This is a genomic window from Arthrobacter sulfonylureivorans (genome assembly GCF_022637435.1).
GTDB lineage: Bacteria > Actinomycetota > Actinomycetes > Actinomycetales > Micrococcaceae > Crystallibacter > Crystallibacter sulfonylureivorans.
Genome location: NZ_CP093326.1, coordinates 2,897,055 through 2,923,961, shown reverse-complemented (window position 1 = coordinate 2,923,961; position 26,907 = coordinate 2,897,055). Strand labels below are relative to the sequence as shown.

22 protein-coding genes are annotated in these 26,907 nt (G+C 65.9%); 6 read left to right on the top strand and 16 right to left on the bottom strand.

Features of this window, described 5'->3' with window-relative positions:
- Window positions 1-8: 8 nt before the first annotated feature.
- The 6 genes from MNQ99_RS13485 to MNQ99_RS13460 all read right to left on the bottom strand — a co-directional run bounded on the left by MNQ99_RS13485 (window position 9) and on the right by MNQ99_RS13460 (window position 7,235).
- Window positions 9-1,175 carry a glycosyltransferase gene (locus MNQ99_RS13485; protein ID WP_241913280.1) on the bottom strand — a complete coding sequence of 389 codons (1,167 nt, stop codon included), beginning with the start codon at window positions 1,173-1,175 and terminating at the stop codon, window positions 9-11.
- A 49-nt stretch (window positions 1,176-1,224) separates the two neighbouring features.
- Window positions 1,225-2,016 carry a PIG-L deacetylase family protein gene (locus MNQ99_RS13480; protein ID WP_241913279.1) on the bottom strand — a complete coding sequence of 264 codons (792 nt, stop codon included), beginning with the start codon at window positions 2,014-2,016 and terminating at the stop codon, window positions 1,225-1,227.
- Window positions 2,013-3,470, bottom strand: coding sequence for a sugar nucleotide-binding protein (locus MNQ99_RS13475; RefSeq protein WP_241913278.1), 1,458 nt, complete (start codon window positions 3,468-3,470; stop codon window positions 2,013-2,015). The genes MNQ99_RS13480 and MNQ99_RS13475 overlap by 4 nt, the downstream gene beginning before the upstream one ends.
- On the bottom strand, window positions 3,467-4,465 hold the full coding sequence (gene rfbB / locus MNQ99_RS13470) for a dTDP-glucose 4,6-dehydratase (protein ID WP_241913277.1): 999 nt from the start codon (window positions 4,463-4,465) through the stop codon (window positions 3,467-3,469). The genes MNQ99_RS13475 and rfbB overlap by 4 nt, the downstream gene beginning before the upstream one ends.
- A 118-nt stretch (window positions 4,466-4,583) precedes the next feature.
- Window positions 4,584-5,462 (bottom strand): glucose-1-phosphate thymidylyltransferase RfbA, encoded by an 879-nt coding sequence (gene rfbA, locus MNQ99_RS13465; RefSeq protein WP_241913276.1) that lies wholly within the window; start codon window positions 5,460-5,462, stop codon window positions 4,584-4,586.
- A 114-nt stretch (window positions 5,463-5,576) separates the two neighbouring features.
- The gene (locus tag MNQ99_RS13460; RefSeq protein WP_241913275.1) at window positions 5,577-7,235 is read right to left on the bottom strand and encodes a RecQ family ATP-dependent DNA helicase; all 1,659 of its coding nucleotides are present in this window, start codon (window positions 7,233-7,235) and stop codon (window positions 5,577-5,579) included.
- A 291-nt stretch (window positions 7,236-7,526) separates the two neighbouring features.
- Here MNQ99_RS13460 and MNQ99_RS13455 point away from each other — a divergent pair, with 291 nt between their 5' ends.
- Complete coding sequence (locus MNQ99_RS13455) at window positions 7,527-8,843, top strand: cysteine desulfurase (RefSeq protein WP_277883551.1); 1,317 nt, start codon at window positions 7,527-7,529, stop codon at window positions 8,841-8,843.
- 1 nt (window position 8,844) lies between these two features.
- Window positions 8,845-9,306, top strand: coding sequence for a Fe-S cluster assembly sulfur transfer protein SufU (sufU, locus tag MNQ99_RS13450; protein WP_241913274.1), 462 nt, complete (start codon window positions 8,845-8,847; stop codon window positions 9,304-9,306).
- Window positions 9,307-9,369: 63 nt separating this feature from the next.
- Here the strand turns inward: sufU and MNQ99_RS13445 are convergent, their stop codons facing one another.
- Window positions 9,370-9,591: an SCO4848 family membrane protein gene (locus tag MNQ99_RS13445; RefSeq protein ID WP_127511889.1), complete on the bottom strand. Its 222-nt coding sequence runs from the start codon at window positions 9,589-9,591 to the stop codon at window positions 9,370-9,372.
- Window positions 9,592-9,607: 16 nt separating this feature from the next.
- Window positions 9,608-10,108 (bottom strand): DUF2505 domain-containing protein, encoded by a 501-nt coding sequence (locus MNQ99_RS13440; RefSeq protein WP_127511888.1) that lies wholly within the window; start codon window positions 10,106-10,108, stop codon window positions 9,608-9,610.
- Window positions 10,109-10,245: 137 nt separating this feature from the next.
- On the opposite strand from MNQ99_RS13440, the gene mfd reads away from it, so the two are divergent.
- Window positions 10,246-13,953 carry a transcription-repair coupling factor gene (gene mfd, locus MNQ99_RS13435; RefSeq protein WP_241913273.1) on the top strand — a complete coding sequence of 1,236 codons (3,708 nt, stop codon included), beginning with the start codon at window positions 10,246-10,248 and terminating at the stop codon, window positions 13,951-13,953.
- 12 nt (window positions 13,954-13,965) lie between these two features.
- On the opposite strand, the gene MNQ99_RS13430 is transcribed toward mfd, so the two are convergent.
- Window positions 13,966-15,747 carry an ABC transporter ATP-binding protein gene (locus MNQ99_RS13430; RefSeq protein ID WP_241913272.1) on the bottom strand — a complete coding sequence of 594 codons (1,782 nt, stop codon included), beginning with the start codon at window positions 15,745-15,747 and terminating at the stop codon, window positions 13,966-13,968.
- A 189-nt stretch (window positions 15,748-15,936) separates the two neighbouring features.
- Between MNQ99_RS13430 and MNQ99_RS13425 the strand changes: the two genes are divergently transcribed.
- The gene (locus MNQ99_RS13425; protein ID WP_241913271.1) at window positions 15,937-16,281 is read left to right on the top strand and encodes a MarR family winged helix-turn-helix transcriptional regulator; all 345 of its coding nucleotides are present in this window, start codon (window positions 15,937-15,939) and stop codon (window positions 16,279-16,281) included.
- 3 nt (window positions 16,282-16,284) lie between these two features.
- Here MNQ99_RS13425 and MNQ99_RS13420 read toward each other — a convergent pair whose 3' ends face one another.
- Complete coding sequence (locus tag MNQ99_RS13420; RefSeq protein WP_127511884.1) at window positions 16,285-16,626, bottom strand: hypothetical protein; 342 nt, start codon at window positions 16,624-16,626, stop codon at window positions 16,285-16,287.
- 370 nt (window positions 16,627-16,996) lie between these two features.
- Here MNQ99_RS13420 and MNQ99_RS13415 point away from each other — a divergent pair, with 370 nt between their 5' ends.
- Window positions 16,997-17,263, top strand: coding sequence for an SHOCT domain-containing protein (locus MNQ99_RS13415; protein WP_127511883.1), 267 nt, complete (start codon window positions 16,997-16,999; stop codon window positions 17,261-17,263).
- A gap of 140 nt (window positions 17,264-17,403) precedes the next feature.
- On the opposite strand, the gene MNQ99_RS13410 is transcribed toward MNQ99_RS13415, so the two are convergent.
- From MNQ99_RS13410 to MNQ99_RS13400, 3 genes are all read right to left on the bottom strand, one after another.
- Window positions 17,404-19,437: a M1 family aminopeptidase gene (locus MNQ99_RS13410; protein ID WP_241913270.1), complete on the bottom strand. Its 2,034-nt coding sequence runs from the start codon at window positions 19,435-19,437 to the stop codon at window positions 17,404-17,406.
- Window positions 19,438-19,620: 183 nt separating this feature from the next.
- Window positions 19,621-20,934, bottom strand: a complete 1,314-nt coding sequence (locus MNQ99_RS13405; protein ID WP_241913269.1) for a UDP-glucose dehydrogenase family protein — start codon at window positions 20,932-20,934, stop codon at window positions 19,621-19,623.
- Window positions 20,935-20,975: 41 nt separating this feature from the next.
- Window positions 20,976-21,428, bottom strand: a complete 453-nt coding sequence (locus tag MNQ99_RS13400) for a VanZ family protein (protein WP_241913268.1) — start codon at window positions 21,426-21,428, stop codon at window positions 20,976-20,978.
- Window positions 21,429-21,639: 211 nt separating this feature from the next.
- Here MNQ99_RS13400 and MNQ99_RS13395 point away from each other — a divergent pair, with 211 nt between their 5' ends.
- The gene (locus MNQ99_RS13395; protein ID WP_127511879.1) at window positions 21,640-23,160 is read left to right on the top strand and encodes a M20/M25/M40 family metallo-hydrolase; all 1,521 of its coding nucleotides are present in this window, start codon (window positions 21,640-21,642) and stop codon (window positions 23,158-23,160) included.
- 39 nt (window positions 23,161-23,199) lie between these two features.
- Here MNQ99_RS13395 and MNQ99_RS13390 read toward each other — a convergent pair whose 3' ends face one another.
- From MNQ99_RS13390 to MNQ99_RS13380, 3 genes are all read right to left on the bottom strand, one after another.
- A complete protein-coding gene (locus MNQ99_RS13390; protein WP_241913267.1) occupies window positions 23,200-24,915 on the bottom strand; it encodes a sensor histidine kinase in 1,716 nt (571 codons plus the stop codon).
- 168 nt (window positions 24,916-25,083) lie between these two features.
- A complete protein-coding gene (gene nhaA / locus MNQ99_RS13385; protein ID WP_241913266.1) occupies window positions 25,084-26,433 on the bottom strand; it encodes a Na+/H+ antiporter NhaA in 1,350 nt (449 codons plus the stop codon).
- A gap of 223 nt (window positions 26,434-26,656) precedes the next feature.
- Window positions 26,657-26,884 carry a hypothetical protein gene (locus MNQ99_RS13380; RefSeq protein WP_127511876.1) on the bottom strand — a complete coding sequence of 76 codons (228 nt, stop codon included), beginning with the start codon at window positions 26,882-26,884 and terminating at the stop codon, window positions 26,657-26,659.
- Between the last annotated feature and the right edge of the window lie 23 nt (window positions 26,885-26,907).

Genomic DNA, 26,907 nt, shown 5'->3' with positions numbered 1-26,907 from the left:
TCCCTGCGTCAGCGTCTGCGGCGCGGGCCGGCCGTCCCGGCTATGACTTCCGCGATGCTGTGCCGATACCGGTGCGGAGCGTGGCGTTCGAGGGCGGCGTCGGCGTCGGCAACGGCGGCGGCCCGGAAATGCTCCCAGTCCACGGCCACCCGTTCCAGCGCATTTGCCAGTGCCGCGGCGTCATCCGGCGCCGTAAATTGGGCGCTGGCATAGTGACCGGCGGCCTCGCGAAGCCCGGGGACCGAGCTGGCTACCAGCGGCCGGCAGGCAAGCACCGCTTCCACTGCCGTGTTGCCGAACGACTCGTCCAGCCGGGACGGAACAACCGCGGCGTCGGCGTCAGCCAAGATGTCCCACGGGTTGGGTTGGAAGCCGTGGAAAAGGACTTCGCCACCCAGGCCCAGCTCGCGGACCCGGCTCCGCAGCGCGTGCTCGTAGTCCTCATAGCCGGGGACCGCGGCGCCGACAATAGCCAGAGTGGCGGCCACGCCGCGCTCTCGAAGCCGCGCCACCGCCTCCACGGCCAGGTCCGGCCCCTTGCGGTGCGAGAGGCGGCCCACGTAGGCCACGCGCAGGCCGCCGTCGAGCGCTGTGCGAGCCTGCCGAGGCCCAGCCGGTCCGGGCACGCCGTTGTACACCACACGGGCTTGGCCGCGCAGCGCCGGCAGCACATGCGCCAAGGTGTCGGCGGTGAAGCGGCTGTTGGCCACGATCCGGTCTGCAAGCAGCAGCGGCAGCGCCGTGGCAAGCTGCAGCCTGCGCGGCGTATGGCGCTCGGCTTCGTGGACGTGGGTCACTGTGGGGACGCGGCTTAGCCGGCCCAGCAGCGGCCATAACGGGACGGCCACGGTGTTCACGTACAGCACGTCGGGACGGTAGCGGCGTATCACCCGCATGCCCGCCCAGAACCCGTAGACGCCCTCGCCTGCCAGACGCAGCAACCCGGACAGCGAGAGCAGGGACCGGCGCAGCACCAAGGTAGGACAGAACTCCACCAGGGCTCCCCGTCTGATCAGTTCATCCACCAGCGGACCTGGCCGGGGAAGGGCCACCGCCACCCGGTGTCCGCGCTCCAGCAGGGCCTGGACCGTCTCAAGCAGCACCCGGTCCGAGCCGTACAGGTCCGCGGACGGATGAGCCACGAGTACATGCAACGGATGATCGATTGACGTCATAGCATTCCCCTCAGTGCCGGCGCAGGGCGCCTCACGTCGACTGCGCTGGTCATAGCGGCGCGAAATACGATTCCCGCGCCGCCGGGATCCGGCCGTCGGGGAACAATGCATCGGCTTGTGTGCCGTATTGGCGGATCCAGTGTTCCTTGGCCTCGATTCCCTCGTCCCAATGCCAGGGTTCCAACAGGTGTTCGGAGAGGAAGGCGGCCTCCGGTTCGGCGGACTGGTTGTAGGGAAAGTCGGAGTAGTAGACCACACGCTCGGGAAAGGCCGTGCCCAGAGTCCTGGCCACTACGTGGTCCACATGCCTGCCGACACCGAGGGGGCAGAAAATGAGTTCGGCCCGCGTTTGCTCCATCAGCCGCTCCACCGTGCTGCGCAACTGGGCCATGAGTCGGCGGTCGCCGCGTGAAATCCGTCCCCGCACAATATTGAAGCGGTAGGTGGGGTAGGCGTGCACCAGTTCCGGCAGGAAGCGGGCCAACTGGCCCAGCGGGCCAGCCGTGGGCGTCCGTCGGCGGTAGATGGCATCGGTGGCGCCGAGGTGAAGATGCTTGACGCCCAGGTTCCGCAGCACTGCAAGGTCTTCGGCACGGCGGGCCTCGAAGAGCGCCGCGGCGTCCTCGATGTGGGCCAAACGCATAAAGGTGCGCGCCGACCGGGTGTGTGGCGGCGGGGCCGATTCGGTGAAAATGGTCGCTACCGTCACCTCGCGGCGCCCCGCCTCGGCTTCAATGAGGGCGCCACAGGACAAGATGGCGTCATCCAGATGGGGCGAAAGGAAGAGCCAGGGCTTGCCGGCGGACCTCGACTCGTGGATGCGCTGCGGGACTGGTGTCACTGGGCCGGCCCTCCGGAAACGGTGAGCGGATGCATGCCTGCCGCCAGCGGGCCGCACACGGGATCCGTAGCCAGATAGTCCCGCAATGCCGCGAAAGCCTTCGGAGGGCTGAAACCGGCGGCTTCGATTTTCGCCAGATCCAGCGCGCTCCGGGCCGGCCGCGGCGCGGCCGGACGGGAGGCGAGATAGTCAGCGGTACTGACGGGGGTCACCTGCTGCGGATCCTTGCCCAGCAAGCGGTAGATTTCCGCAGCGACGTCCGCCCAGCTGGTGACAGGTCCGGAGTTAGTCACGTTGTAGGTGCCGTACGGGGCGCCGCTCTCCAGCAGGTGCAGGATTCCGGCGGCAAGGTCGCGGGTGAAGGTGAGGTGCCCGCGCTGGTCGTCGACAACTGAAGGGGCGACATTGCGTGCCGCCAGCCCCGCCATGGTGCGGACGAAGTTGGCGCCATCCCCGACCACCCAGCTGGTGCGAACGATGTAATGCTTCGGGGCGGTCGCGGCGGCGGCGTCGCCGGCGGCCTTGGACTGCCCGTAGACGCCCAGGGGCGACGGCGTTTCCGCTTCCGTGTGCGGCTCCTGGGAACCATCGAACACATAGTCCGAGGAGAGATGGATGAGCGTGAGCCGGTGTGTGGCCGCGGTGGACGCCAGCCGCGATACGGCGGTGGCATTCAACTGCCAGGCCAGGCGCCGCCCTTCGCTGGACTCCGCGCCGTCCACGTCGGTGTAGGCGGCGGCGTTGATGATGGCGCGGTAGCCGCTCCAGTCCCGCGAGCGATAGGACTCCTCAGCTGTCAGGTCGAAATCCACCCGGGCCGCGAATTCCGCGTCCGGCAGAGCCTGGCGTAGGGCCCGGCCTAATTGGCCGTCCGCACCCAGAACCAGGATGCGCTGCGGCTTCATCGGCACTACGGACGGCAGGCGCGGATGGTGCAGGTCCTTCTCGGACAGTTCGGCCTCGGCCAGCGGAATCGGCCACGGGATGGCGGCGGACTCGTCGCCTGCATTCAGGTACACATACTGCTCCTGGGCCCGGGCGTTCCAGTGCTCGTTGACCAGATAGTTGTACACCGTGTCCGGCTCCAGCGTTTGAAAGCCGTTGCCGACGCCGCGCGGCACGAAGACCGCCTTGTCCGGTCCCAGTTCCAGGCAGAACGTTTGGCCGAAAGTAGGGCCGTCGCGCAGGTCCACCCAGGCTCCGAAGATCCTGCCGGCCGCGACGGAGACATATTTGTCCCACGGTTCGGCGTGGATGCCGCGGGTGGTTCCGGTCTTGACGTTGAAGGAGATGTTGTTCTGCACAGGGCCGAAGTCCGGCAGCCCCAGGGACATGAGCTTCTCGCGCTGCCAGTTCTCCTTGAACCAGCCCCGGTTGTCGCCATGGACGGGCAGGGAAACTACCAGCAGCCCAGGGATCGGCGTCTGCTCGATGCCGTGCTCCGCGGCGCTCACTGGCCGCGGCCCGCGTAGAACAGCTCAGTGGATTCTTTCGCAGCGGACCAGAAGCCGGGATTGTCCCGGTACCATTCCACGGTATCCGCCAAGCCGGCCTCCAGGCTGAGGAACTTCGGCTCCCAACCGAGTTCCCCGCGAAGCTTGCTGGAGTCGATGGCGTAGCGCAGGTCATGGCCGGCCCGGTCCACCACCAGGTCGAAGTCGTCGGGGCCGTGGCCCAGGAGGTCCAGCAGGATACCGAGCACCTCACGGTTGCTGCGCTCGCTGTCGGCGCCGATGAGATAGGTTTCGCCCGGCCGTCCGTCGTCGAGAATCCGCAGTACGGCGGAGGAATGATCCTCCACGTGGATCCAGTCGCGCACATTGCGGCCGTCCCCGTACAGCTTGGGCCGGCGTCCGGTCAGGATATTGGTGATCTGCCGGGGGATGAACTTCTCCACATGCTGGTAAGGACCGTAGTTGTTGGAGCAGTTGCTCAGCGTCGCGTTGACGCCGAAGGAACGTACCCAGGCCCGAACCAGCAGGTCGGACCCGGCCTTGGTGGACGAATACGGGCTGGACGGATTGTACGGCGTGTGTTCGGTGAACCGCTCCGTCCCGTCCAGCGGAAGGTCGCCGTAGACCTCGTCCGTGGAGATGTGGTGGAACCGCGTACCGTGCCGGCGCGCCGCCTCCAGCAGGGTGTACGTCCCGATGATGTTGCTGTGCAGGAACGGCTCCGGATCCGCCAGCGAGTTGTCGTTGTGGGTCTCCGCCGCGAAGTGCACCACCGCGTCATGGTCGGCCAGCAGTCGGTCCACCAGCGCCGGATCGGCCACGTCGCCGCGCACCAGGCGGCAGCGGCCCACCGGCAGGCCATCGAGGGAAGCGGCGTTGGCCGCATAGTTCATCTTGTCCACTACGGTTACCTGGTCATCGGTGTGGGCCAGAACGTGGCGCACAAAATTCGATCCGATGAAACCGGCACCCCCAGTTACCAGTAGCTGTCGCATAGCCCCCAATGTAACCACCGTTGCACTGTCCGACCAGAGCTTCAGCAACATTGACGCAAAGCTAAGCATGCTCGACGCGGTCCGCATCGGTTCCGACGTGCCGTGCAATGGTTCCTTGTCAGGCCCCGTAGCGGCTGCTCTCGAGCAGGTCCAGGAGGTAGGTGCCGTAGCCGCTCTTGGCCAGCGACTGGCCGTGGTCGTGGAGTTGCTCGTCGTCGATGTACTTCATCCGCCACGCGACTTCCTCGGGTGAGCCGATGGGCATGCCTTGTCGGTTCGCAATGGTTCGGATGAAGTTGGAGGCATCGTTGAGCGAATCGAAGGTTCCGGTGTCCAGCCACGCAGTCCCGCGCGGGAGGATCTTCACGGTCAGGCGGCCCTGGTCCATGTACAGCCGGTTCAGGTCGGTGATCTCCAATTCACCGCGGGCAGAGGGCCGCAAGGTCCGGGACATCTCGACGACGTCGTTGTCGTAGAAATACAGCCCCGGAACCGCGTAATTGCTTTTGGGCCTCTGCGGTTTCTCTTCGATCGAAACCGCCGTGCCGTTGGCATCGAATTCGACCACGCCGTAGGCGCTCGGGTCCGCCACCCAATAACCAAAGATGGTGCCACCGTCGACTTTGGCAATGTCCTCGAGCTGCGTGCCCAGCCCGGGACCATAAAACAAGTTGTCGCCCAGCACCAAGGCACACCCATCGGTTCCAATGTGGTCGGCCCCGATGATGAAAGCTTCGGCCAAGCCATTGGGTGCCGCCTGCTGCCGGTAGGTCAGCGAGATGCCGAACTGGGACCCATCACCCAGCAACGCCTGGAATTGAGGTGCGTCTACCGGCGTCGTGATGATCAGAATGTCCCGGATTCCTGCCAGCATGAGCGTGGACAGCGGATAATAGATCATCGGCTTGTCGTAGACAGGTACTAGTTGTTTGCTGATGCCACGGGTGATCGGATGCAACCGCGATCCTGTTCCCCCAGCCAGAATTATCCCCCGCATAGCGTCATGTCTAGCGTGGCGGCACCACTTTGTATAGAGGCCGGCCGGTTTCTCTGTCGACGGCTTCCACCCACGCCATGGTTCGCGCCGCAGGCGGTGCCGGCATGAGCCTCGCTACCGATCCGTGATGGATTCCAGCAACCCGGCGTCCTCCCGGACAGCTGACAGCGCGATGTCCTTGTAGCCGACCGACTCGAAAAGGACCGTGATCCGGTCGGGCTGGGTCCCCATCACGATGCCCGGTCCCCATTCTCGGTGTTTCACCGGCCGCTGGATCTCGTAGCCCTCCGGCATGTCGGCTTCCCACGCCTCGGCCACGGCCTCCGACCCGGCCTCGCAGTTATCGCAATTGCCGCAGTAGCCGTCGGTCTCTTCGCCGAAGTAGTTCAGCAGCCAGTCGCGGCGGCAATGGTCCGTCTCGGCGTAGCCGCGGGCCATTTCGATCCGTGACTCGTCGATCCGGTGCCGCGAAGCGGCTTCCGCCAGTGCCTTGTCCGCGGCCGACGAGGGGTCCGCCCCGCCGACTGCCCGGTAGCCGTTGCGGTTCACGGCGATGCTGCCGCTGTGTTCCAAGAGGTTGAGCAGGCGGGACTGTTTCCGCTGCGAGAGGCCGGTCTGTTCGCGCAGCGCGGCCGGGCGGAGCGGACCGTGCTCCCGGATGGCGCCGAAGACCGCGGCGAGCTCGTCCGGATCGGGGGCACCGCCGGCGAAGAAGCGCTGCAGGCCCAGGTCCTCGGACCGGTAGTGCAAGACCACCTGCGCCGGTGCACCGTCCCGGCCGGCGCGGCCGATCTCCTGGTAGTAGCTGTCCAGCGAGTCGGGGATGTCCGCGTGCACCACAAACCGGACGTCCGGCTTGTCGATGCCCATGCCGAACGCGGAGGTCGCCACCACCACGTCCACCTTGCCATCGAGGAACCGTTCGTGGATCGCCACCCTGTCGGCGGCCCGCCGCCCCGCGTGATAGGCGTCCGTCCGCAGGCCGCGCTCGGCCAGCTCGGCGGCGTAGCGCTCGGTGTCCTTGCGGGTGGCCGTGTACAGCAGCCCCGGCCCGCCCAATCCGGCCACCTGCTCCACCACGGCTTGCCGCTTGCCGCGGTCCTCGTGGTGCCGCAGCACCCGGAGGTGGAGGTTCGGCCGGTCGAAGCTCTGCACGGTGATGAAGGGCTCCCGCATGCCCAAGCGGTCGATGATCTCCGTTCGGGTATGCGGCGACGCGGTTGCCGTCAGGGCCACAACGGGCGGGTGCTTCAGCCGCTTCACCACCGGGGTGAGCGTCAAGTAGTCGGGCCGGAAATCGTGCCCCCAGGAGGAGATGCAGTGCGCCTCGTCCACCACGAACAGCGAGATGTCCAGCGCCGCCAGCCGCTGCAGGGTTTCTTCACGGGCCAGCTGTTCCGGGGCCAGGAACAGGAACTTCGCCGCGCCGCTGGCCGCGGCGTCCCACGCGGCACGGTCGGCCGCGGCCCGCTGCTGCGAATTCACGGCGAAGGCCCGGCCGGCGCCCAGATCGTCGTTGATGGCATCCACCTGGTCGTACTGCAGCGCAATCAGCGGAGAGATAACGACGGCGGTGCCCGGCAAGGCGACGGCCGGCACCTGGTAGACGGCGGACTTTCCATGTCCCGAGGGCATCACGGCCAGCACGTCCTCGCCGCGGGCGGCTGCGGCCATCGCGTCCAGTTGCCCCTCGCGGAGGACGTTCAAGCCGAACGATTCTTCGGCGACCCGGCGCAGTACGTCGCGGTCGGGTGGCATGGGGTGAGTCGGCATGAGGCTCCTGCAGATCGGTTCCTGACGATGGTGCTTAGTTTCGTTCTAACCAGCCGGCGGGGCTTTGTATAGGGCAGGTCAACGCCACGGAGAGCGGTTCCGGCCGCCGTTCCCTCGGAAAACCGGGCGCCCAGAGCAGATCGGTGCTCTCGGGTAAGGCAGGACTCACGTGACCGGCGGCCGGCGAAGTGGGATGATTAGCGCAGACTTGTCTTGCGTATTGTCGGCTGATGGCACGCGCCGCGTGCGGGACAAACCGGTTCCAACCATCGATCCAAGGAGCACCCCAAGGTGTCTGTGGTATCCACACCCGCAACGCTCAAACATGCCGCCGGCATGATCGACGACGCCGAGGCCCGGCGCATCCGCAACGACTTCCCGATCCTGAACCAGCAGGTGAACGGCTCGTCGCTGGTCTATCTGGATTCCGGCGCCACCTCGCAGAACCCGCTGTGCGTGCTGGAGGCCGAGCAGGAGTTCTACGAACAGCGCAACGCCGCGGTGCACCGCGGCGCCCACATGCTGGCGGTCTCGGCCACGGATGCCTTCGAAAATGCGCGCGAAACCGTCGCCGGCTTCATCAATGCCGGCATGGACGAAGTGGTCTGGACATCCAACGCCACCGAGGCCATCAACCTGGTCGCCTATGCCTTCTCCAACGCCAGCGCCGGACGCGGCGGGGACGCGGCATCGCGGTTCGTCTTGGGGCCGGGCGACGAGCTGGTGGTCACCGAGATGGAGCACCATGCCAACCTGATTCCGTGGCAGGAGCTCGCCTTCCGCACCGGTGCCACCCTGCGCTACATCCCCGTGGACGACGCCGGTGCGCTGCGCCTGGACGAGGCCGAACAGATCATTGGACCGCGCACCAAGGTAGTGGCGTTCACCCACGCCTCCAACGTGCTCGGAACCATCAACCCGGTGGACACCCTGGTGCGGCTGGCGCGGGAGGCGGGCGCCGCCGTCGTGCTTGATGCCTGCCAATCCGTTCCGCACATGGCCGTGGACGTGAAGGCGCTGGACGTGGACTTCGCCGCCTTCTCCGGGCACAAGATGCTCGGTCCCACCGGCATCGGTGTGCTGTACGGGAAGGCGGAGCTGCTCAACGCGATGCCGCCGTTCCTGACCGGTGGCTCCATGATCACCACCGTGACCATGGAAAAGGCCGACTATCTGCCGTCTCCGCAGCGGTTCGAAGCCGGGACGCAGCGGATTTCGCAGGCGGTGGCGCTGGCCGCGGCCGTGGACTATCTGCGGGAGACGGGGATGGACCGGATCCACGCGTGGGAAGCGGAGCTGGGGCAGCGGTTGGTAGCCGGCCTGGAGGCCATCGACGGTGTCCGGGTGCTCGGCCCCGCCGCCGGCGCCGAGCGAATTGGGTTGGCAGCGTTCGATGTTGACGGCGTCCATGCCCACGATGTGGGGCAGTTCCTGGATGACAAGGGCATTGCCGTGCGCGTAGGCCATCATTGCGCCCAGCCGCTGCACCGGCGGCTCGGACTGGTGGCGACCACCCGGGCCAGCACCTACCTGTACAACACCACGGACGATGTCGACGCGTTCCTGGACGCCGTCGCCGGGGTCCGCCCGTTCTTTGGAGCCAACTGACGTGAGTGCGGAACTGCAGCAGCTATACCAGCAGATCATCCTGGAGCATGCCAAAAAACGGAACGGGTCGCCGCTGGTCGATCCGCCGCAGGGCGACAAGTCCGGCGAGTCGCACATGCTTAATCCCACCTGCGGGGACGAAATCACGCTTCGGGCAGCCGTGCACGACGACGGCGCCGGCATCACCCTCTCCGCCATCAGCTGGGACGGCCAGGGCTGCTCCATTTCGATGGCCTCCGCGTCGGTGCTCAGCGACCTGGTGCAGGGCATGGACCGGGAGGAACTGCTGAAAGTAGTGGACACCTTCCGCGAGCTGATGCGCTCCCGGGGCAGCATCGAGGCCGATGAAGAAATCCTCGGCGACGCCGCCGCGCTCTCCGGCGTCTCCCGCTACCCGGCCCGGGTCAAATGCGCCATGCTGGCGTGGGTGGCTCTGGAAGAAGCCCTGCTGGCGGCGAACTGACCGCAACTTAAGCAAAGGGCCGGGCAGCGCACGTGCTGCCCGGCCCTCCTATGTCCTCGTTGCTTACCCGGCGAGTCCGCGAACGCCGATCACCAAGGTGGCAATGCCCAGGATCATGGAGGTGCTGGCCTTCATGAACTCCATGGTGAAGTAGCGGGTCATTGCACCCTTCTCGTCTTTGGAACGGGGATCCTTCGACACCCGGACAAGGTGCGGAGCCCAGACAAGCAGGGCCCACACGCCGGCCAGAATCAGTACCCAGGCCAGGGCGGCTGGAATGTTCATTTCTGCGGCTCCCGGATCAGGAGCGGCCGGACAGCCAGGCCTCGGCCTGCTGCGCCTGGATGTTCAGGGCCTTGCCCAGCATGGGTTCGGCGGCGGCGGCGATCTTCCCGCCCAGGAACGGGATGGAGGATTTCACGTCGCCGGTCAGATCCACGCGGGTGGAGCCCCCGTCGACAACCAGCTGCTGGACGGCGTTGACGTCCACCGGTGCGCCGGCCACCTTCATGGTCACGTCGGCAGTTCGCGAGCCGTCCGCTGCGGGTGCCTGCCACCGTTCCGTCTGGGTGACGGTGAGTGAGTCGCCCAGCATCTTCTTGGCGATCTCCGGCAGCCGCGCGCTGGGAACCTTGCGGACCACGGTCAGGGTGAAGGCGCCGGACACATCGCCGTCGCGCTGGACCGACTCCAAAGAGCCGCCGACCAACTCGCTGATGTGGCGCAGGAACGCCTCGTCGGTGAAGGTTTCGGTGATCTTGGCTGCGGGGTAGGGCAGGGTGGTGGAAGCGCTGAGCGCCATAAAGACTCCCGGAATTTCTCGGAACTGGTTGGGCCAACAACCATCCTACTGTGCGCGGTAAAGTTGGACTTCTGACCCTCAGTTCCGCCGAACTGGAGGGTATTCGTGTTGCGCCCCGACCGGAAGAAGATGGAAAAATGAGCCTGAACGGACTGCGCACAGCCCTCGCCCAGGACGATTCGTTCGCCAAGGTGCGGCTGCAGTCGGCCCGGCCCGTGGCAGAGCGCAGCGAGGACCTGCAGATCGGTGCGCCGCCGGGGTTGCGGGCGGCGTTGCTGGCCGAGATGGTGCAGGGGCTGGAAACGGATCTCCACGCGGCCGCGGACGGCCTTGGTCGATCACCGGAGGGGGCCGCGGACGGCCTTGGTCGATCACCGGAGGGGGCCGCGGACGGCCTTGGTCGATCACCGAGGGCGGACACGCCGCCGTCGACCACCGGCGGAGTGGTGCTGGCCGTGACGGCCACCGGGCGGGAGACCGAAGACCTGGCCGCGGCGCTGCGGAGCTACCTGCCGGATGAGTCCATCGAGGAGTTCCCCAGTTGGGAGACGTTGCCGCACGAGCGGCTGTCGCCGCGATCGGACACCGTGGGGCGCCGGCTCTCGGTGTTGCGCCGGCTGAAGCACGACGACGGCGCGGCGCCGCTGCGCGTGGTCATCGCGCCGGTGCGTGCGGTGCTTCAGCCGCTGGTCCAGGGGCTGGGCGAGCTGCAGTCGGTTGCGCTGGCGGTCGGCGACGAGGTGGCCTTCACCGATGTGGTCCGCCGCTTGTCCGAAGCCGCCTACGCCCGGGTGGACATGGTCAGCCGGCGCGGCGAGTTTGCCGTGCGCGGCGGAATTTTGGATGTCTTTTCGCCCACCGATGACCACCCGGTGCGGATTGAATTCTTCGGCGACGAAGTCGAATCAATGCGCTGGTTCGCCGTGGCAGACCAGCGGTCCTTGGCCGGCGAGCACGTCAAGCACCCCACCCGGCTGTACGCCCCGCCGTGCCGGGAACTGCTGATCACCCCGTCGGTGATGAGTCGTGCGGCGAAGCTCAAGGACCAGATGCCTGCCGCGGCGGACATGCTGGAAAAGATCGCCGGGGGTATCGCGGTCGAGGGCATGGAATCACTCTCGCCGGTGCTGGTGGATGCCATGGTGCCCTTCATCGGCGAACTGCCGGCCGGATCCATCGCCGTGGTGATTGAACCGGAAAAGGTGCGGAGCCGGGCCCACGATCTGGAGACCACGAACGACGAGTTCCTCGCCGCCGCCTGGGCCACGGCGTCCGAGGGCGGGGACGCGCCGCTGGACCTGGCACTGCAGGGGGATCTGGAGCAGGCCGGCTTCCGCTCCCTGGGCGACACACGCACGGCGGCCGGAGAGCATCAGGTGTCCTGGTGGTCCATCACGTCGTTCAATCCCGACGACGAAACCGTACTGGACATCGACACCTTGACCATCGCGGCCCGCGAGCCCAGGGGCTACCAGGGCGATGTGGCCGAGATGATGGAGTTCATTGGTTCCCGCGTGCGCGACCAATGGCGCGTGGTGGTGGCCACCGAAGGTCCCGGCCCCGCCTCGCGCATGGCCGAACTCTTCCACGACGCGCAGATCCCGGCCACGCGGGTGGAATCGCTGGAAAACGAGCCGCAGCCGGGGATCATCGAAATCACCACGGCCAGCACCGGCAAGGGGTTCGTCTTCGACGGCCTGAAACTCGGCCTGCTGACCGAAGCCGACCTGCTGGGCCGTGCCTCCGCACGCTCCACCCGGGACATGCGGAAGATGCCGTCGCGGCGGCGCAACGCCGTGGATCCGCTGCAGCTGACCGAAGGCGACTACGTGGTGCACGAGCAGCACGGCGTGGGCAGGTTCGTTGAACTGGTTCAGCGCTCCACCGGCGCCGGACCCACCAAGGCCATGCGCGAGTATCTGGTGCTGGAATATGCCGCGTCGAAGCGGGGCGCCCCCGGGGACCGGCTGTTTGTACCGACGGACCAGTTGGACCAGGTCACCCGGTACGTGGGTGGCGAGACGCCCGTCCTGTCCAAGATGGGCGGCTCCGATTGGGCGAAGACCAAGAGCCAGGCCCGCAAGGCGGTCAAGGAGATCGCGGGCGAGCTGATCCGGCTGTATTCGGCCCGGATGGCGTCCCGCGGGCACGCCTTCGGGCCGGACACCCCGTGGCAGCGGGAGCTGGAAGAAGCGTTCCCGTACATCGAGACCCCCGACCAGCTGACCACAATCAACGAGGTCAAGGCGGACATGGAGCGTGAAGTTCCGATGGACCGCCTGGTCTCCGGTGATGTGGGCTACGGCAAGACCGAGATCGCGGTGCGCGCCGCCTTCAAGGCGGTCCAGGACGGCAAGCAGGCGGCGGTCCTGGTGCCGACCACGCTGCTGTCCCAGCAGCACTTCGAGACCTTCAGCGAACGCTTCTCCGGGTTCCCGGTCAGGGTCAAGGCGTTGTCCCGCTTCCAAACGTCCAAGGAAGCCAAGGACACCATGGAAGGCATCAAGAACGGCAGCATCGACGTGGTCATCGGGACGCACCGGCTGCTCTCCAAAGAGGTCCAGTTCAAGGACCTGGGCCTGGTTATTGTGGACGAGGAACAGCGGTTCGGCGTCGAGCACAAAGAATCGCTGAAGAAGATGCGCACCAACGTGGACGTGCTGGCCATGTCCGCGACTCCGATCCCGCGGACCCTGGAGATGTCGCTGACCGGCATCCGCGAGACGTCCACGCTGGCGACGCCGCCGGAGGAACGCCACCCGGTGCTGACGTACGTTGGCCCGTACACGGACCAGCAGACGACGGCGGCGATCCGGCGCGAGCTGATGCGCGAAGGACAGGTCTTTTTCGTGCACAACCGCGTCTCGTCCATCGAGCGGCAGGCGGCGCGGATACGGGAACTGGTTCCCGAGGCGCGGGTGGAAGTGGCGCACGGGCAAATGAGCGAGTCGCGGCTGGAACAGATCATCGTCGATTTCTGGGAAAAGCGATTCGACGTCCTGGTCTGCACCACCATCATCGAAACCGGGCTGGACATCTCCAACGCAAACACGCTGATCGTTGACCGGGCGGACCGGTACGGGCTATCCCAGCTGCACCAGCTGCGCGGCCGGGTGGGCCGCGGCCGGGAGCGGGCGTACGCGTACTTCCTGTTCGACGCCGAGAAACCCCTCGGCGAAGTGGCGCTGGAGCGGCTCAAGGCGGTGGCGGCGCACAACGAACTGGGTGCCGGTATGCAGCTGGCGCTGAAGGACTTGGAAATCCGCGGCGCAGGAAACCTGCTCGGCGGGGAACAGTCCGGGCACATTGCCGGCGTCGGCTTTGATCTATACATCCGGCTGGTCGGCGAGGCCGTGGCGGACTTCCGCGGCGAAACCGAGCAGAAGGTGGCCGACATGAAAATCGAGCTGCCGGTTAACGCCCACCTGCCACACGACTACGTGCCGGGGGAGCGCCTGCGGCTGGAGGCCTACCGGAAGCTGGCGCAGGCGGCCACCGATGCAGCCATCGACGAAGTGGTTGCCGAGCTCACCGACCGTTACGGCGAGCTGCCGGAGCCGGTGCAGAATCTCGTCGCCGTGGCACGTTTCCGCGTCCGCGCCCGTGCGGCCGGTCTGACGGATGTGGCGGTGCAGGGCAACTTCATCAAGTTCGCGCCGGCGGCACTGCCGGAGTCCAAGGTGATGCGGCTGACCCGGATGTACCCGGGGTCGCAGGTGAAACCCGCGCTGGACTTTATCCTGATCCCCAAGCCCAAGACCGCGAGGATCGGCGGCAGGGACTTGGCCGACCGACAGATCCTGGAGTGGGCGCAGGGGGTCATCGACGCGGTGTTCACCGAGTAGCGCCGCCGCCTGCTAGGCAGCCAGAGCCGCGTAGCGCCCGTCAGCGTCCAGCAGCGTTTCGTGGGTGCCGCGTTCGACGATGCACCCCGCTTCCAGGACGGCGATCTGATCCGCATTCCGGACGGTGGAGAGCCGGTGGGCGATGGTGATGGTGGTCCGCCCGGCAGCCAGCCGGTCGAACGCCTGCTGCACGGCATGCTCGGTCTGCGTGTCCAATGCACTGGTTGCTTCGTCCAGCACCAGCACCGGCGGGTTGCGCAACAGGGTGCGGGCAATGGCAATGCGTTGCTTCTCACCGCCGGAGAACCGGTGCCCGCGCGAGCCGACGATGGTGTCATACCCGTCCGGCAGCGCCACGATGTGGTCGTGGATCTGGGCGTCCCGCGCGGCCTGCTCGATGTCGGCATCGCTGGCATCGGGCTTGGCGTAGCGCAGGTTCCCGCGCACCGTGGTGTGCAGCAGGTAGGTGTCCTGGCTGACCACTCCCACGATGCGTGCCAGATCGGCCAGGCGCATGGAGCGGAGGTCCACGCCGTCGATGGTGATGCGCCCCGCCGTCGGATCATGCAGCCGGGCCACCAGGGCGGCCAGGCTGCTCTTTCCCGAACCGGTCGGGCCAACCAGGGCCAGGGTGGAACCTGCAGGGACGGCCAGGTTCACGTGCCGGAGGGCCGATGTTTCGCTGTCCGGGTAGCTGAAGCTGACGTCCTCAAAGCGAACATGCCCCGCTATCTGGGCGGCGTCCACCGGAGTCGGCGAGGCCGGCTCGGTGATCTCCACCGGCAGGTCCAGATACTCGAAAATCCGCGCGAAGAGCGCCAGCGAACTGGTGACGGTGATGGTGACGTTCAACAGTCCCAGCAACGGGCGGAAAAGTCCGCCTTGCAGTGCGCTGAAGGCCACCACGGTGCCGATGCTGATGTTCCCCGCGGCACCGGGCAGGCCGGCGGCGAAGTAGATGACTGCCGGTACTGCGGCGAAAATGATGCTCATGGTGGCCATGCGCCAGCGTCCGGCCAACTCCGAACGCAGTTCCAGATCGGTCAGCCGCTCGGAGGAGGCCGAGAACCGGGCCGCGAGATCGTTTCCGGTGCCCAGCGTCTTGCTCAGCTGGATTCCACTGACCGAGAGCGACTCTTCGATGGTCACATTCATGTCCGCCAGTTCCCGCTGGCGGCGCGCGGTCAGTTCCCGCCGCACCTTGGCTACCCTGCGGGTCAGCACCACTGCCGGCGGCATCACCAACAGCGAGATCAGCGACAACTGCCAGGACAGGGCCGCCATGGCGACGGCGGTGGCGACGACGGTGGTCAGGTTGGTGGCAATGCCGGTGGCGGTGGACGTGACCACGGACTGCATGCCGCCAATATCCTGGGTGATGCGGGATTGGATTTCGCCGCTGCGGGTCCGGGTGAAGAAGCCAACGGACTGGCGCTGCAAGTGGGAGAAGACGTCGGTCCGGAGGCTGTGCATCACGTGTAGGCCCACCTTGGTGGCGATCCAGGTCTGCAGGACACCAAACAGGGCGGTGACGGCAGCCACGGCCAGCATGCCTGCGGTCAGCAGGGCCAGCAGCGGCAGCTGCTGCTGGGGCAGGGCCGTGTCGATGACGGCACGCAGCAGGAACGGGGAGGCCATGGCGGCGGCCGAGGAAGCAACGATGATGGCCGTGACCAAAGCCAACTGTCTCCGGTAGGGACGGAAAAGGGCCACAATCCGATTTAGCGGAACGTGCCGTGCTTGTTCTTTTTCTGCGGCCGTTGGTTCCTTCACGGGACCGCGGCCGGGGTTCATTCCGAATGTTTCCGTCGGAACCACCTCGTTTCATGATGGTGGGCTGCGAACACGGCCCGTATTGCTGAGGTTACCTCACTATGAGGCTACAACAGGGAAACTTGATAGCCTATTCCCGTGGCTGATGAGAACTTACTAGACCTATTCTGGGCCGTTTCGCGCCAGCTCAGGAAGGGTGCCTCGCGGGGAATGTCCCCGTTGGGCGTGGCGCCGTCGCAGGCCCGTGCGCTGCGCATGCTCCGCCATCATGGCTCGTTGCGCTTGGGTGAACTCTCCGAGCGGCTGCGGATAGCACCGCGATCGGCCACCGATATTGTCGATGGTTTGCAGGAACGCGGCTGGTGCGTGCGTGAGCCCGATCCGACCGACCGCCGGGCCACGGTGGTTGTCCTCACCGAGGCCGGGCGGGAGATTGGACAGGCCATCCGGAAGGTCCAGGTGCAGCATGCCGAAGAATACTTTGCCGCCCTGTCCGCAGCGGAGCGCTCCGAGCTCTCCTCGCTCCTGGGCAAGCTGATAGCGGCGGAAGGCTGACGCCTAGCGGACGAACATCAACCAAAATGCGGCGGCAGCAGCGGCAAGCACGACGACGGTGCAGACCGCCCACGCGGCTCCACGGCCTTTGCGCCGCTTGGCACTCGGTGCGGGCTGAGCTTCCGTGCGGACATAGCGGGTTGTGCCACCGGCTTGGCCGGCGGCCGGCGGGACCACCTGGATGAGGCCGGTGCGCAGTTCGCGGCGGGCAGGCAAGGGGGTTCCGGACGGCGCGGAGACCAGCGGGACCACCGGGATCATTCCGGTGGGCGCGGCTGGTTCAGCGGCGCCGGAGCGGACGTCGCGGCGGCGCGGGAACGGCGTGCCGTCGGCAGTGGGACTCATCAACTCGACTTTCAACCGGGCAACCGGAGGTCAGGAAAGGTTGGACAGCACAACGGCCCGGTAATCTACACGGGAGGGTGCCTACAGCCATCCTATGTCCGCAGCGGACGGAATCCGGGGAAGCCATAGGTGCGGAACATCTCAATGCCGCATCATTTGCCGCCGACGGCCCTTGCATGGCATGGCCAGGACCCGTGTCCACGGCGCGAGTCCGGCGGGGAGACCGGGATCTTCGCCCGGGCGGATGGCGCCGACGGAATCCTATTGTGATGGATTTGCCCTGTTTGTTCCCGGGGCCGACGCGTATCCTGACGCTAAGGGAACGGACTATAGAGCCATCGTTCCGTCGTGATCGAAGGGGTGCTTCATCATGGTAGATATGGGCTTGGCGTGGCTGTTCGGCCTCCTGCTCTTGGCCATCGTGGCAATGTTGGCCATCCTCGTAGTCAGGGCGTTTATGGGGCTGCGCCCGGGGAGCGTGGAAGATGCGGTTGCGGTGGCTTCTGCCGCCGGCAGGATGGACAGGCCGCACGGGCGCAGCACGGCACGGCAGATTCTGGACCAGCGCTTTGCCAGGGGCGAGCTGACCGCTGACGCCTACCGCGAGGGCCTGCGGGTCCTGGGCGAGGACCGGTAACCGCCTACAATCGGCGCCTGCACCTGCGTCTTCGGATGTACCCGGCGCCTGCAGTGGGAAGAGTGAACACTTTGATGCCGTCTGCCCGCAGATAGCGAAGGTCCAGAGCTAGACCTGGGATACCCGCCGCCGCCAGTTCGTCAGAGAGCTCCTGGCTTGCCCGGCGTCGATACAAAGGCCTTGAAGATGCCGGACAAGTCCTTCCCCGAGACCTTCTCCGCGCGCTTCCGAAAATCTTTGGGGGAGCCCGAACCGTCCTTGACCCACTGCCTGACAAGCTTGTGGAAGTCCTTGTCGCCGATCTCGGTCCGCACCGCGTGCAGGGCCATGGCCGAGCGGGTCTGCAGGCTGCTGGAGAACAGGTTTTCCGGCCCCGGGTCGGCCAATTTGAACTTCCAAAAGGGGTCTGCGGCGTCGATGCCCGCGTAAAAATCGAAACTGTCCTGGGCGCTGCCGGGTTCCTTCTCTTCCGCCCAGAGCCATTGGGAGTACGTTGCCAGACCCTGGTTGAGCCAGCTGTCCTGCCACCGATGGACGGGCAACTGGCTGCCGAGCCACTGGAGCGCGAGTTGCCGGACAATAAATGAGTCGCCGCTGGCCTCGCTGTAGAAGTAATCCATCGGGTAGACCGGCCTGGCCTGGGTCTCCAGAGCGAAACCGAGGTCCTCGACGTTGTCGACGATGCCGCCGGCACTGGCCAGCGGATAGGTGCCGAACACGGAGGAGAGGAACTTGATCATCTTCGGCTGCTTGTCCAGCGATTGCTGGATCTTATGACCCTGGGACGGTGGAGTGCTGCTGCCGGCGGTCCACTCGTTGTCATTAGGCCGGCTTCCCTTAGGCGCGCCCTGCGGACTCCAACCGTCCCACCGGTCACCGTCGCTGTCGAACGAGGTGCTGCCGGGTGCCCCGGCAACCTTGATGTCCTCGACGAAGACGCCGTCGTTCTGTCCGGTGATGTCGCTGGCATAGGTGATGGAGAGCTCCACGTCTTCGCCGGCGTAGTCCGCCAGATCGAACTCCCAGTGCTCCCAGCCGTCGCTCGTTCCGGTGGCCGCCCACCACTGCCCGCTGGACCCCTTTGCGGAACAGGAGCCGCCGCCGTCGTCGTTTTGATAATGCTTGAGGAAGGGATGCACCTGATGCCACGCAGGGCAGGAGTTTCCGGTGCCGTTCTGCGCGAAACCGGTGCCGTCCTTCAAGGTGGTCCAGTTGTCCCCGCCGGGCGTGCGGGCCTCGACGAACGCGTAGTCCCAGCCGGGCTCCGTGTCGCGCAGCATCCAAAAAGAGAAATCCGCGCCGGCATCTGGCACACTGACCGTTCGGGTGAGGCGCTTGTAGCTGGCGTCATCGCTTTGCGACCAGGCCAGGCCATCCCCGTTGCGCGGAATGACCGTCTTCTTCAACGCCGGATCCATGGCGTCCACGTAACTAACGCCGCCCTTGGTGTATTCGGCCAGGTTGAAATGCCCGACGGCGATGGTCGCCAAATGCGGCGAGAGCGGCTCTTCGGCCTCCCACTTGTACACAGTGCGGCCGGGCGTACGACTGGTTCCGTCCGGCAAGCCGTTGGCTACAGCTTGCCATCCGTCCGGAACCGAGATGTTGAATCCGAAGCTGGCAGGGTCACCGGGGTAGTTGTTGACCGGAAACCAGGTCGGGGCGCTCCTCGGATGGCCCGTGACGATTGCTCCGTCGTCGGTGTGGATAAATCCTGCAGGACCGGGCAGTGACAGGGCGCGGGGAACACCGGAGTACTCCACCACCGCCGTGAAGATCCGTCCGTCCGGTACGCCACGGACAGGAGTGATGACTAGCTTGGTTCCTTCATGCTCGAAGCGTGCGCCCAGCCCGTCGACGCTGACGGAATGGACCGTCAGCCCGCCCAGGTCCAGGCTGAAGCTGGCGAGGTCCTGGGTGGCGCGCGCCGTCATCGTGGCGTTGGCACTGAGCTGTTCGGTGGGCGGGTCATAGAGCAGATCCAGCTGATAATGCTTCGCGTCGTAACCCGTGTTTCCGGCGTCCGGAAAGTAGGGGTCGCCGATGCTGGCGGCGCCGGGTTCGAAGTAGGGCTGGCCGGGATCCGGCGCAGCCGCGGCCGGAGCAGCGGGCAGCAGCAGGCAGGTGACACCGAGGGCTACACCCGCGGCCAGAAGCCTACTGCGCCGAGACATCTTGATTTCCCCCCATCGGCCGGCGCATCTGGACCGGACCCGCACTTGGCTAGGGTCGGCGGTGTCGGCGCTGGCCATCCACCTAACATGCTCCTGTTTGGGCCCACTGTCAACGGATGCGGCAATGGACCCGTACAGCCTGGCTGCACGGGTCCATTGTGGACGGCGGAACTTGGAAAAACGCTACGGGCGTCCGATGCCCTTGAAGGTCCAACCGGCCTCGCGCCAGGCAACGGGGTCCAGCACATTACGTCCGTCAAGGATCCTTTTCTCCGTCACTTGGTTTGCGACGGTGGCCGGGTCCAGTTCGCGGTATTCCTTCCACTCGGTCAGGAGCACCAAGACGTGGGCGCGGCCAATCGCGGTCTTCGAATCCGGTTCGTAGCTGAGTTCCGGGAAGCGCTGCTTGGCATTCGCCAGTGCCTCTGGATCAGTGACCGTGACGGTGGCGCCCTGCAACTGCAGCTGTGCGGCCACGGACAAGGCAGGGGAGTCCCTGACGTCGTCGGACTCCGGCTTGAACGCCGCACCCAGCACGGTAATGCGTTTGCCGATCAGTGAGCCTCCGGCCAGCTCGCGGGTCAGTTCGACGACGCGGGTGCGGCGCCGCATGTTGATGGCATCCACCTCGCGCAGGAATGTCAGGGCTTGATCGGCCCCGAGCTCACCGGCCCGAGCCATGAACGCCCGGATGTCTTTGGGCAGGCAGCCGCCGCCAAAGCCGACCCCGGCGTTGAGGAACTTGCGGCCGATGCGCTCGTCCATGCCGATTGCGTCGGCGAGGGCCGTGACGTCGGCACCGGCGGCATCGCACACCTCGGCCATGGCATTGATGAAGGAGATCTTGGTGGCCAGGAAGGAGTTCGCGGCCGCCTTGACCAGTTCCGCCGTTGCATAGTCCATCACCAGCCGGGGGGTCCCTTGCGCGAGCGGCACCGCATAAACCTCGTCCAGGGCGGCAGTGGCTGCTTCGCCGGCGGGTCCCGAAGGCACGCCGTACACGAACCGGTCAGGTGTGAGCGTATCCTTCACGGCATGGCCCTCACGGAGAAACTCCGGGTTCCATGCAAGCACTGCCTCCGGAGTGATCTCCCGGACTTCATCAGCCAACCGCGAGGCCGTGCCCACCGGAACGGTGGATTTGCCGACCACGACGTCGCCGGGATTCAGGTGTTCAGCCAGCGAGCTGAAGGCGGCGTCGACGTAGCGCAGGTCGGCGGCGTTCTCGCCCTTGCGCTGGGGCGTGCCCACACAGACGAAGTGCACGACGGCGCTCGCGGCCTCCGCCAGGTCCGTACTGAAGGCTAGACGTCCGGTTTGCTGCGCTTCGGTCAGCAACTCCGGCAGCCCGGGCTCAAAAAACGGTGCCCGTCCCGCCTGCAGCTCGCTGATTCTGCGCGCATCCACATCGATTCCGATGACGTCGTGCCCGAGTTTGGCCATGGCCGCCGCGTGTACTGCGCCGAGGTAGCCGCACCCGATGACGGAAATACGCATACTGGTCCTTTGTCCGTGCGGTGAGAGAGACTAGTTCGACTTTATCGCGTTACCGGGCGCCGGTTGCGCCGGTGCTCCAGCCAGGCGTACGCCAGCACCGTGCCGATCGCGGCACCGAGCGTGTTCACCCAAACGTCCTGCAGGGACGCATGGCGACCGGGCAGGAACGCCTGCTGGCACCATTCGATGGCCGCGGAGAACACCAACGCTCCTGCCGGCGTGAGCCAGCGCCATCCGGCCGGCAGCAACAGGGCAGTGAGGAAACCGAGCGGGACGAACATCACAACGTTGGCCCCGGACTCGATCAGGTTGTAATCGAACCAGACCGGGGCGCCTGCGCGATGCAGCGCCGACAGGACGTGCTGTACCAAGCCGTTCGCCACCGCGTCCATCGGCGTGGGCCACAACACGACCAGGGCGAGCGCCAAGATGTAGACGGCCAGCAAAGTGGCAGCGGTGAGGCGGCCGCGTTCCGGCGGTGTGCCACGCTGCATGGGGGTCCTTTCGTGCAGGTTCACCGTGCTGAAACAGGACTGGCAGCAGGCCACCATGCTATCGGTGAAGCCCTTTTGTTCATTTTTTGTTCGTTTCAGCACCGAATCAGTTGCCGACTCTGTTGCAACCGCGTCGGATCGGGTAGCTTCCGGGCAGGATCCTGCTACGGGGATAGCGGGGTCCATCATCGCACCCTACGGAGGAACCAGTATGAAAACCCACCGTTTCAGGCGCGGAGCGGCCATCACCGCCGCTACCGCTTTGGCATTCGGTATTGGGCTGCCAGCCCAGGCCGACAACGGGACGAATACCAGCGCCCTGCGAGACGCTGTCACCGCCGAGAACATCTTTAGCCATCTGCAGGCCCTGCAGGACGTGGCCGATGCCAATGGCGGCAACCGAGCCGCGGGTACCCCCGGGTACGAGGCATCGGCCCAGTACATCGAAGCCCAGTTGGTGGCAGCCGGATACACCCCGGTTCGCCAGACGTTCTCCTATGAACGCTTCGTGCTCAACAGCGCGGACTTCGAGCAGGTGGCCCCGACGCCCACCGTATATGCGGCGGCAGAGGACTTCCTGGGCATGGATTACTCAGGATCCGGCGACGTCACCGCGCCGGTGACAGCCGTGGACATCAATCTGGCGGGGGACAGGGCGTCCACCAGCGGTTGTGAGGCCGCCGACTTTGCCGGCTTCCCCACCGGAAACATCGCGTTGATCCAGCGCGGCACCTGCGACTTTGCCCTGAAGGTGTCGAATGCCGCGGCGGCGGGAGCCGTGGGCGTGGTGCTTTTCAACCAAGGAAACGGGGGCACCCCGGACCGGCTCGATCTGTTCGGCGGCACGCTGGGCACGCCTCAGGCCATTCCTGCGGTCACCACCAGCTTCGATCTGGGGGCCGAACTGGCAGGCACGGTCGGTCTGGAAGTGCGGATCGCGGTGGACGCCGAAATCGTCCAGACGGAGACATTCAACATTCTGGCCGACACGGCTGGACGTGCGGACCGCACCGTTGTGGTCGGCGCCCACCTGGATTCGGTATCCGAAGGCCCGGGCATCAATGACAATGGCTCGGGAAGCGCGGCGATTCTGGAAACTGCGCTGCAGATCGCAGCCAGCGGCGACGAGCCACGAAACCGGGTGCGGTTCGCCTTCTGGGGCGGGGAAGAAGACGGTTTGCTCGGTTCCGAGTACTACGTTTCCCAGCTGACAAAGAAGGACATCAAACAGCATGCGCTGAACCTGAACTTCGACATGGTCGGCTCGCCCAACGCTGTCCGCTTCGTCTACGACGGCGACGGCGATGCGTTCGGGCTGACCGGGCCCAACGGGTCGGCGAACGTTGAGCACGTCTTCGAGGACTACTTCGCCTCGCAGGGACTGGCCACGGAGCCGACGGCCTTCGACGGCCGCTCGGACTACTTCGCGTTCATCAACAACGGCATTCCCGCCGGAGGTTTGTTCACCGGTGCAGAGGAGATCAAGACCGAAGAACAAGCAGCCATCTACGGAGGCACGGCGGGCGAGGCCTATGATCCCTGCTACCACCAGGCCTGCGACACGGTGGACAATGTTGACCCCGTTGTTCTCGAACAGATGGCCGATGCGATTGCGCACACCACGCTGACTTTCGCGGAGACCACCTCGGCGATCAACGGCACCGCCAAGGGCAACGGCAAGGGAACCGATAACAGCAAGATGCTGTTCAAGGGCCACCAGGCCATTCGTTAAGGGTTAGGCATCATCCGGCCAGATGCCGGTACCAGCGGTTTACGCCGGCATCTGGCTCAGGGAGGCCGTCTGAGGACGGCCTCCCTTTTCGCCTGGCTGCGGGATGGAAACCCGGAACGTGGTGCCGGCTCCGAGCACGCTGGTAAAGGTCAGCGTGCCGCCGTGCGCCTCGGCAATCGACTTGCTGATCGCCAATCCCAGACCCAGCCCGGGGATGGCAGCTTGCCGGACCGAACTGGTCCGGAAGAACTTGGTGAAGACTTCTGCCTGGTCGGCTTCGGACATGCCCATCCCGGTGTCGCTGACCTCCAGCACGGCTGCGTCGTCGGATTCCAGCGTCCGCACGGTGACCCGGCCGCCCCCGGGCGAGTACTTGATGGCATTGGAGAGCAGGTTGTCCATCACTTGGCCCATCCTGGTGGGATCGATCTCGGCGACCAGCCCCTCGGCGGCGTCGATCACCAGTTCCACGCCTGCGTGTTCGGCCCTGGGCATGGCCGAAGCCACGCTGCCTGCCACGACGTCTGCCAGAGCGGTGCTGCGCGGTTCTATGCTCAGCGTCCCCGCCGCCGTGAAAAGGAGGTCTTCCACAAGTTGGAGCAGTCGCTCGGAGTTGCGCATGGCAATGGTGAGCGAATGGCTGACGTGCTGCGGCAGTTGGTCGGCGTCCTCGAGGGCGAGATCCAAATAGCCCATGATCGAGGTCAGGGGCGTGCGAAGCTCGTGCGTGACGCTGGAGACGAACTCTTCCTTGACCGTCAGCGCGTTGACCAGGTCGGTGACGTCGCTGAACGCCATGACGGTCCCGTCGAACCGGCCGGCATCGTCCTGCATGGGCCGCGCCGTACACAGCATGGCCCGCTGGTTCTCACCGGCACCAATCCACACTAAAACGTCCGAAAATGCTTCCCCGCGCACGGCACGGTGGATGGGCCGGTCTTTCAGGGCGAAGGGTGTGACCCGGTCGGCTTCGAAGACCAGCAGGTCGGCCTCGTCCGGATTCTCGATCCCCTGAGGCATGGCCACCGAGCGGTCCCGCTGCTGTTGCACGTTGCTCAAGATGTCCTGTCCCTCGGCGTTGGTGACGAGGACGCCCACGGCAACGGCGTTCAAGACGGTGTCCAGCCGGCGCACATGAACTTTGCTGTCTTCCAGCAAGGCCCGAAGCTCGCGGTCTTTGTGGGCCAGCGTTTGTTGTTGGGCCGTTGAGCTCAAGGCGAAAACGGACGCGGTGATGGACACCGTCAGGGTCACAATCGGGATCAGAGCGGGACCGACCAAAGCTTCAGCCGTCACCGGATCCGGCCCGGCGAAAACCGGGATCCAGATGATCAGCAGCGGCGCAACGAAACTAATGGCACGGGCGGCGGCGGGAGCGATCTCCGACCAGGCCATCCAGAAAACCGGGAAGACGGCCAGCAGGCTGATACCGGAGAGCTCCGTCCCGCTGCCCTGGCGGAGGAACCCGATGGCGACGAAGTCCAGCAACGGGATAACCCAGTAGGAGGGATAGGGCAGCCGATCCCACGGGACGGCGGCACTCAGGACCCACAAGAGGCCGATGCCGACCAGTCCGCCGATGAAGTGCGGGTTGGACAGCAGATCCGGGAAGAACACCGCGGCAAGCAACGCGGTCAGCGCCACGGACAGGCACAACGGCAGATGGCTCAGCAGCACGCGTGCGCGCAGGGATAGCTCGTGGAACTGCTGGCGTCCGATCAGCAATGACAACAGCGGGCTTGGTGCGGCAGACATGCTCGAAGATCCCCTACTCCGGCAGCCCACCTGCCGGCTACTCTGCGGGGCCCGGGCTGGCCATAACTGGTTCAGTATGGCACGGGCACGGCAGCGTACAGCGGAACCGTACGGTGTGTGACGCGGGTCGCAAAGGCGGCGCCGAAGCGAGCCGAAGCCAACCCCGGATCAGCTGGTCGCGCGCGGCTCCTGCTGATACACATCCGGCACGCCGTCCTGATCGGCATCGGCGGTTTCCAGCTCCTCGACCTGGCGGTAATGCCGGTTGCGCGCGCGCAACAGAACGGCAGCCAGCAGGGCCGAGACCAGGGAGCCGGCCAGGACGGCCACCTTGGCGTGGTCGTGGTGTTCGGAGCCGAGCGTGAAGCTCAGGTCGTTGACCAGCAGGGACACCGTGAAGCCCACGCCGGCCAGCACGGCAACGCCAAGCACATCGATCCACTTCAGCGAGGGATCCAAGGTGGCCTTGGTGGACTTTGTCAGCACCCAGGTGGTGAGCATGATGCCCAGCGGTTTGCCGATCACCAGTGCTGCGGCAATGCCGATCGCCACCGAGTCGGTAAAGGTGCGGCTGATGCCTTCCCAGCCGCCGAGCGCCACCCCGGCGGCGAAGAACGCGAAAACCGGCACCGCGAACCCGGTGGAGAGCGGCCGGAAGCGGTGTTCCAGTTGCTCGGCCAGCCCAGGGCCGGCGTCCGGACCGCCGTTCTTCTTGCTGCGCAGCACCGGGACCATGAAGCCGAGCAGCACGCCGGCGACTGTCGCGTGCACGCCGGACGAGTGCATCAGCGCCCAGGTGACGATGCCGAGCGGGAGCAGGATGACCCACGCGGCCAGATGGTGTTGGGCGAAGAACTTGGGGAATCTATGTGACAGGAACGCGAAGGCGCCCAGCGGGAGCAACATCCACAGCAGGTAGGGCACCTGCACGTCGGACGAGTAGAAGAACGCAATGATGGCGATGGCGATCAGATCGTCCATCACCGCCAAGGTCAGGATGAAGATCCGCAGTGCGCTGGGCAGGTGCGAGCTGATCACGGCAAGGACAGCGACGGCGAAGGCGATGTCTGTTGCCGTCGGGATGGCCCAGCCGCGCAGGGCTTCAGGGCCGGCGCTCAGGTTCACGATCACGAAGATCAGGGCGGGCACCGCGACGCCGCCGAAAGCCGCGGCGATGGGGACGATGGCGCGGGCGGGGGAACGCAGGTCGCCCGCGACGAACTCGCGCTTGAGTTCCAGGCCGATCAGGAAGAAGAAGATCGCCAGCAAGCCGTCTGAAGCCCAGTGGCCGATGCTGAGGTTCAGGTGCAGGGCCTCGATGCCGATCTGGAAGTCGCGGATGGCGAAATAGCTGTCGGCTGCGGGCGAGTTGGCCCAGACCAGTGCCGCGACGGTGGCGACCAGCAGCAGGATCCCGCCGACCGTCTCCTTGCGCAGCAGCTCGTTGATCCGGAGGAACTCGGGATAGCTGCCGCGGCCGAGGATGGTCTTCTGGCCGGGAGATGGGGGAGTGGCCATGCATGGCTCCTGACGGTCGGTCGCTCTGAGGGCTCGTTCGATGACTCGACGACCAGACTTCCCGTCACACCGTGTGCCAGTTTACACGCCGGCGTGCCGGTCAAGCGGTGGCAACCCGCGGGACCGCGAGGAGGCACCGCCGTCGTGATTAAAAACGCCGGGCGCGCAGCCAAGGGGCAGATTCTGCCCCTCGGCTGCGCGCCCGGAAAGCCTGAGTGTTAGCTCAGGCGTTGTGGTGGGTGTCGGAGCGCCCGAGGATTTGCTTGGGAATGAAGAACGCCAGAGTGAACAGGCCTATTCCGATGGCGAACGCCGGGATGGCGCCGATGACCGGTTCCAGGCTGAAGGCGTACAGGCAACCGAAAAAGATCAGCATGATGACCACGAACGTGATGAGATTGCTGACCAAGTGTCCCTCGCCCGAATGGGTGCGCTGCTTGGGATGGGCCATGGGGTGTTTCTCCTCGATAGTGC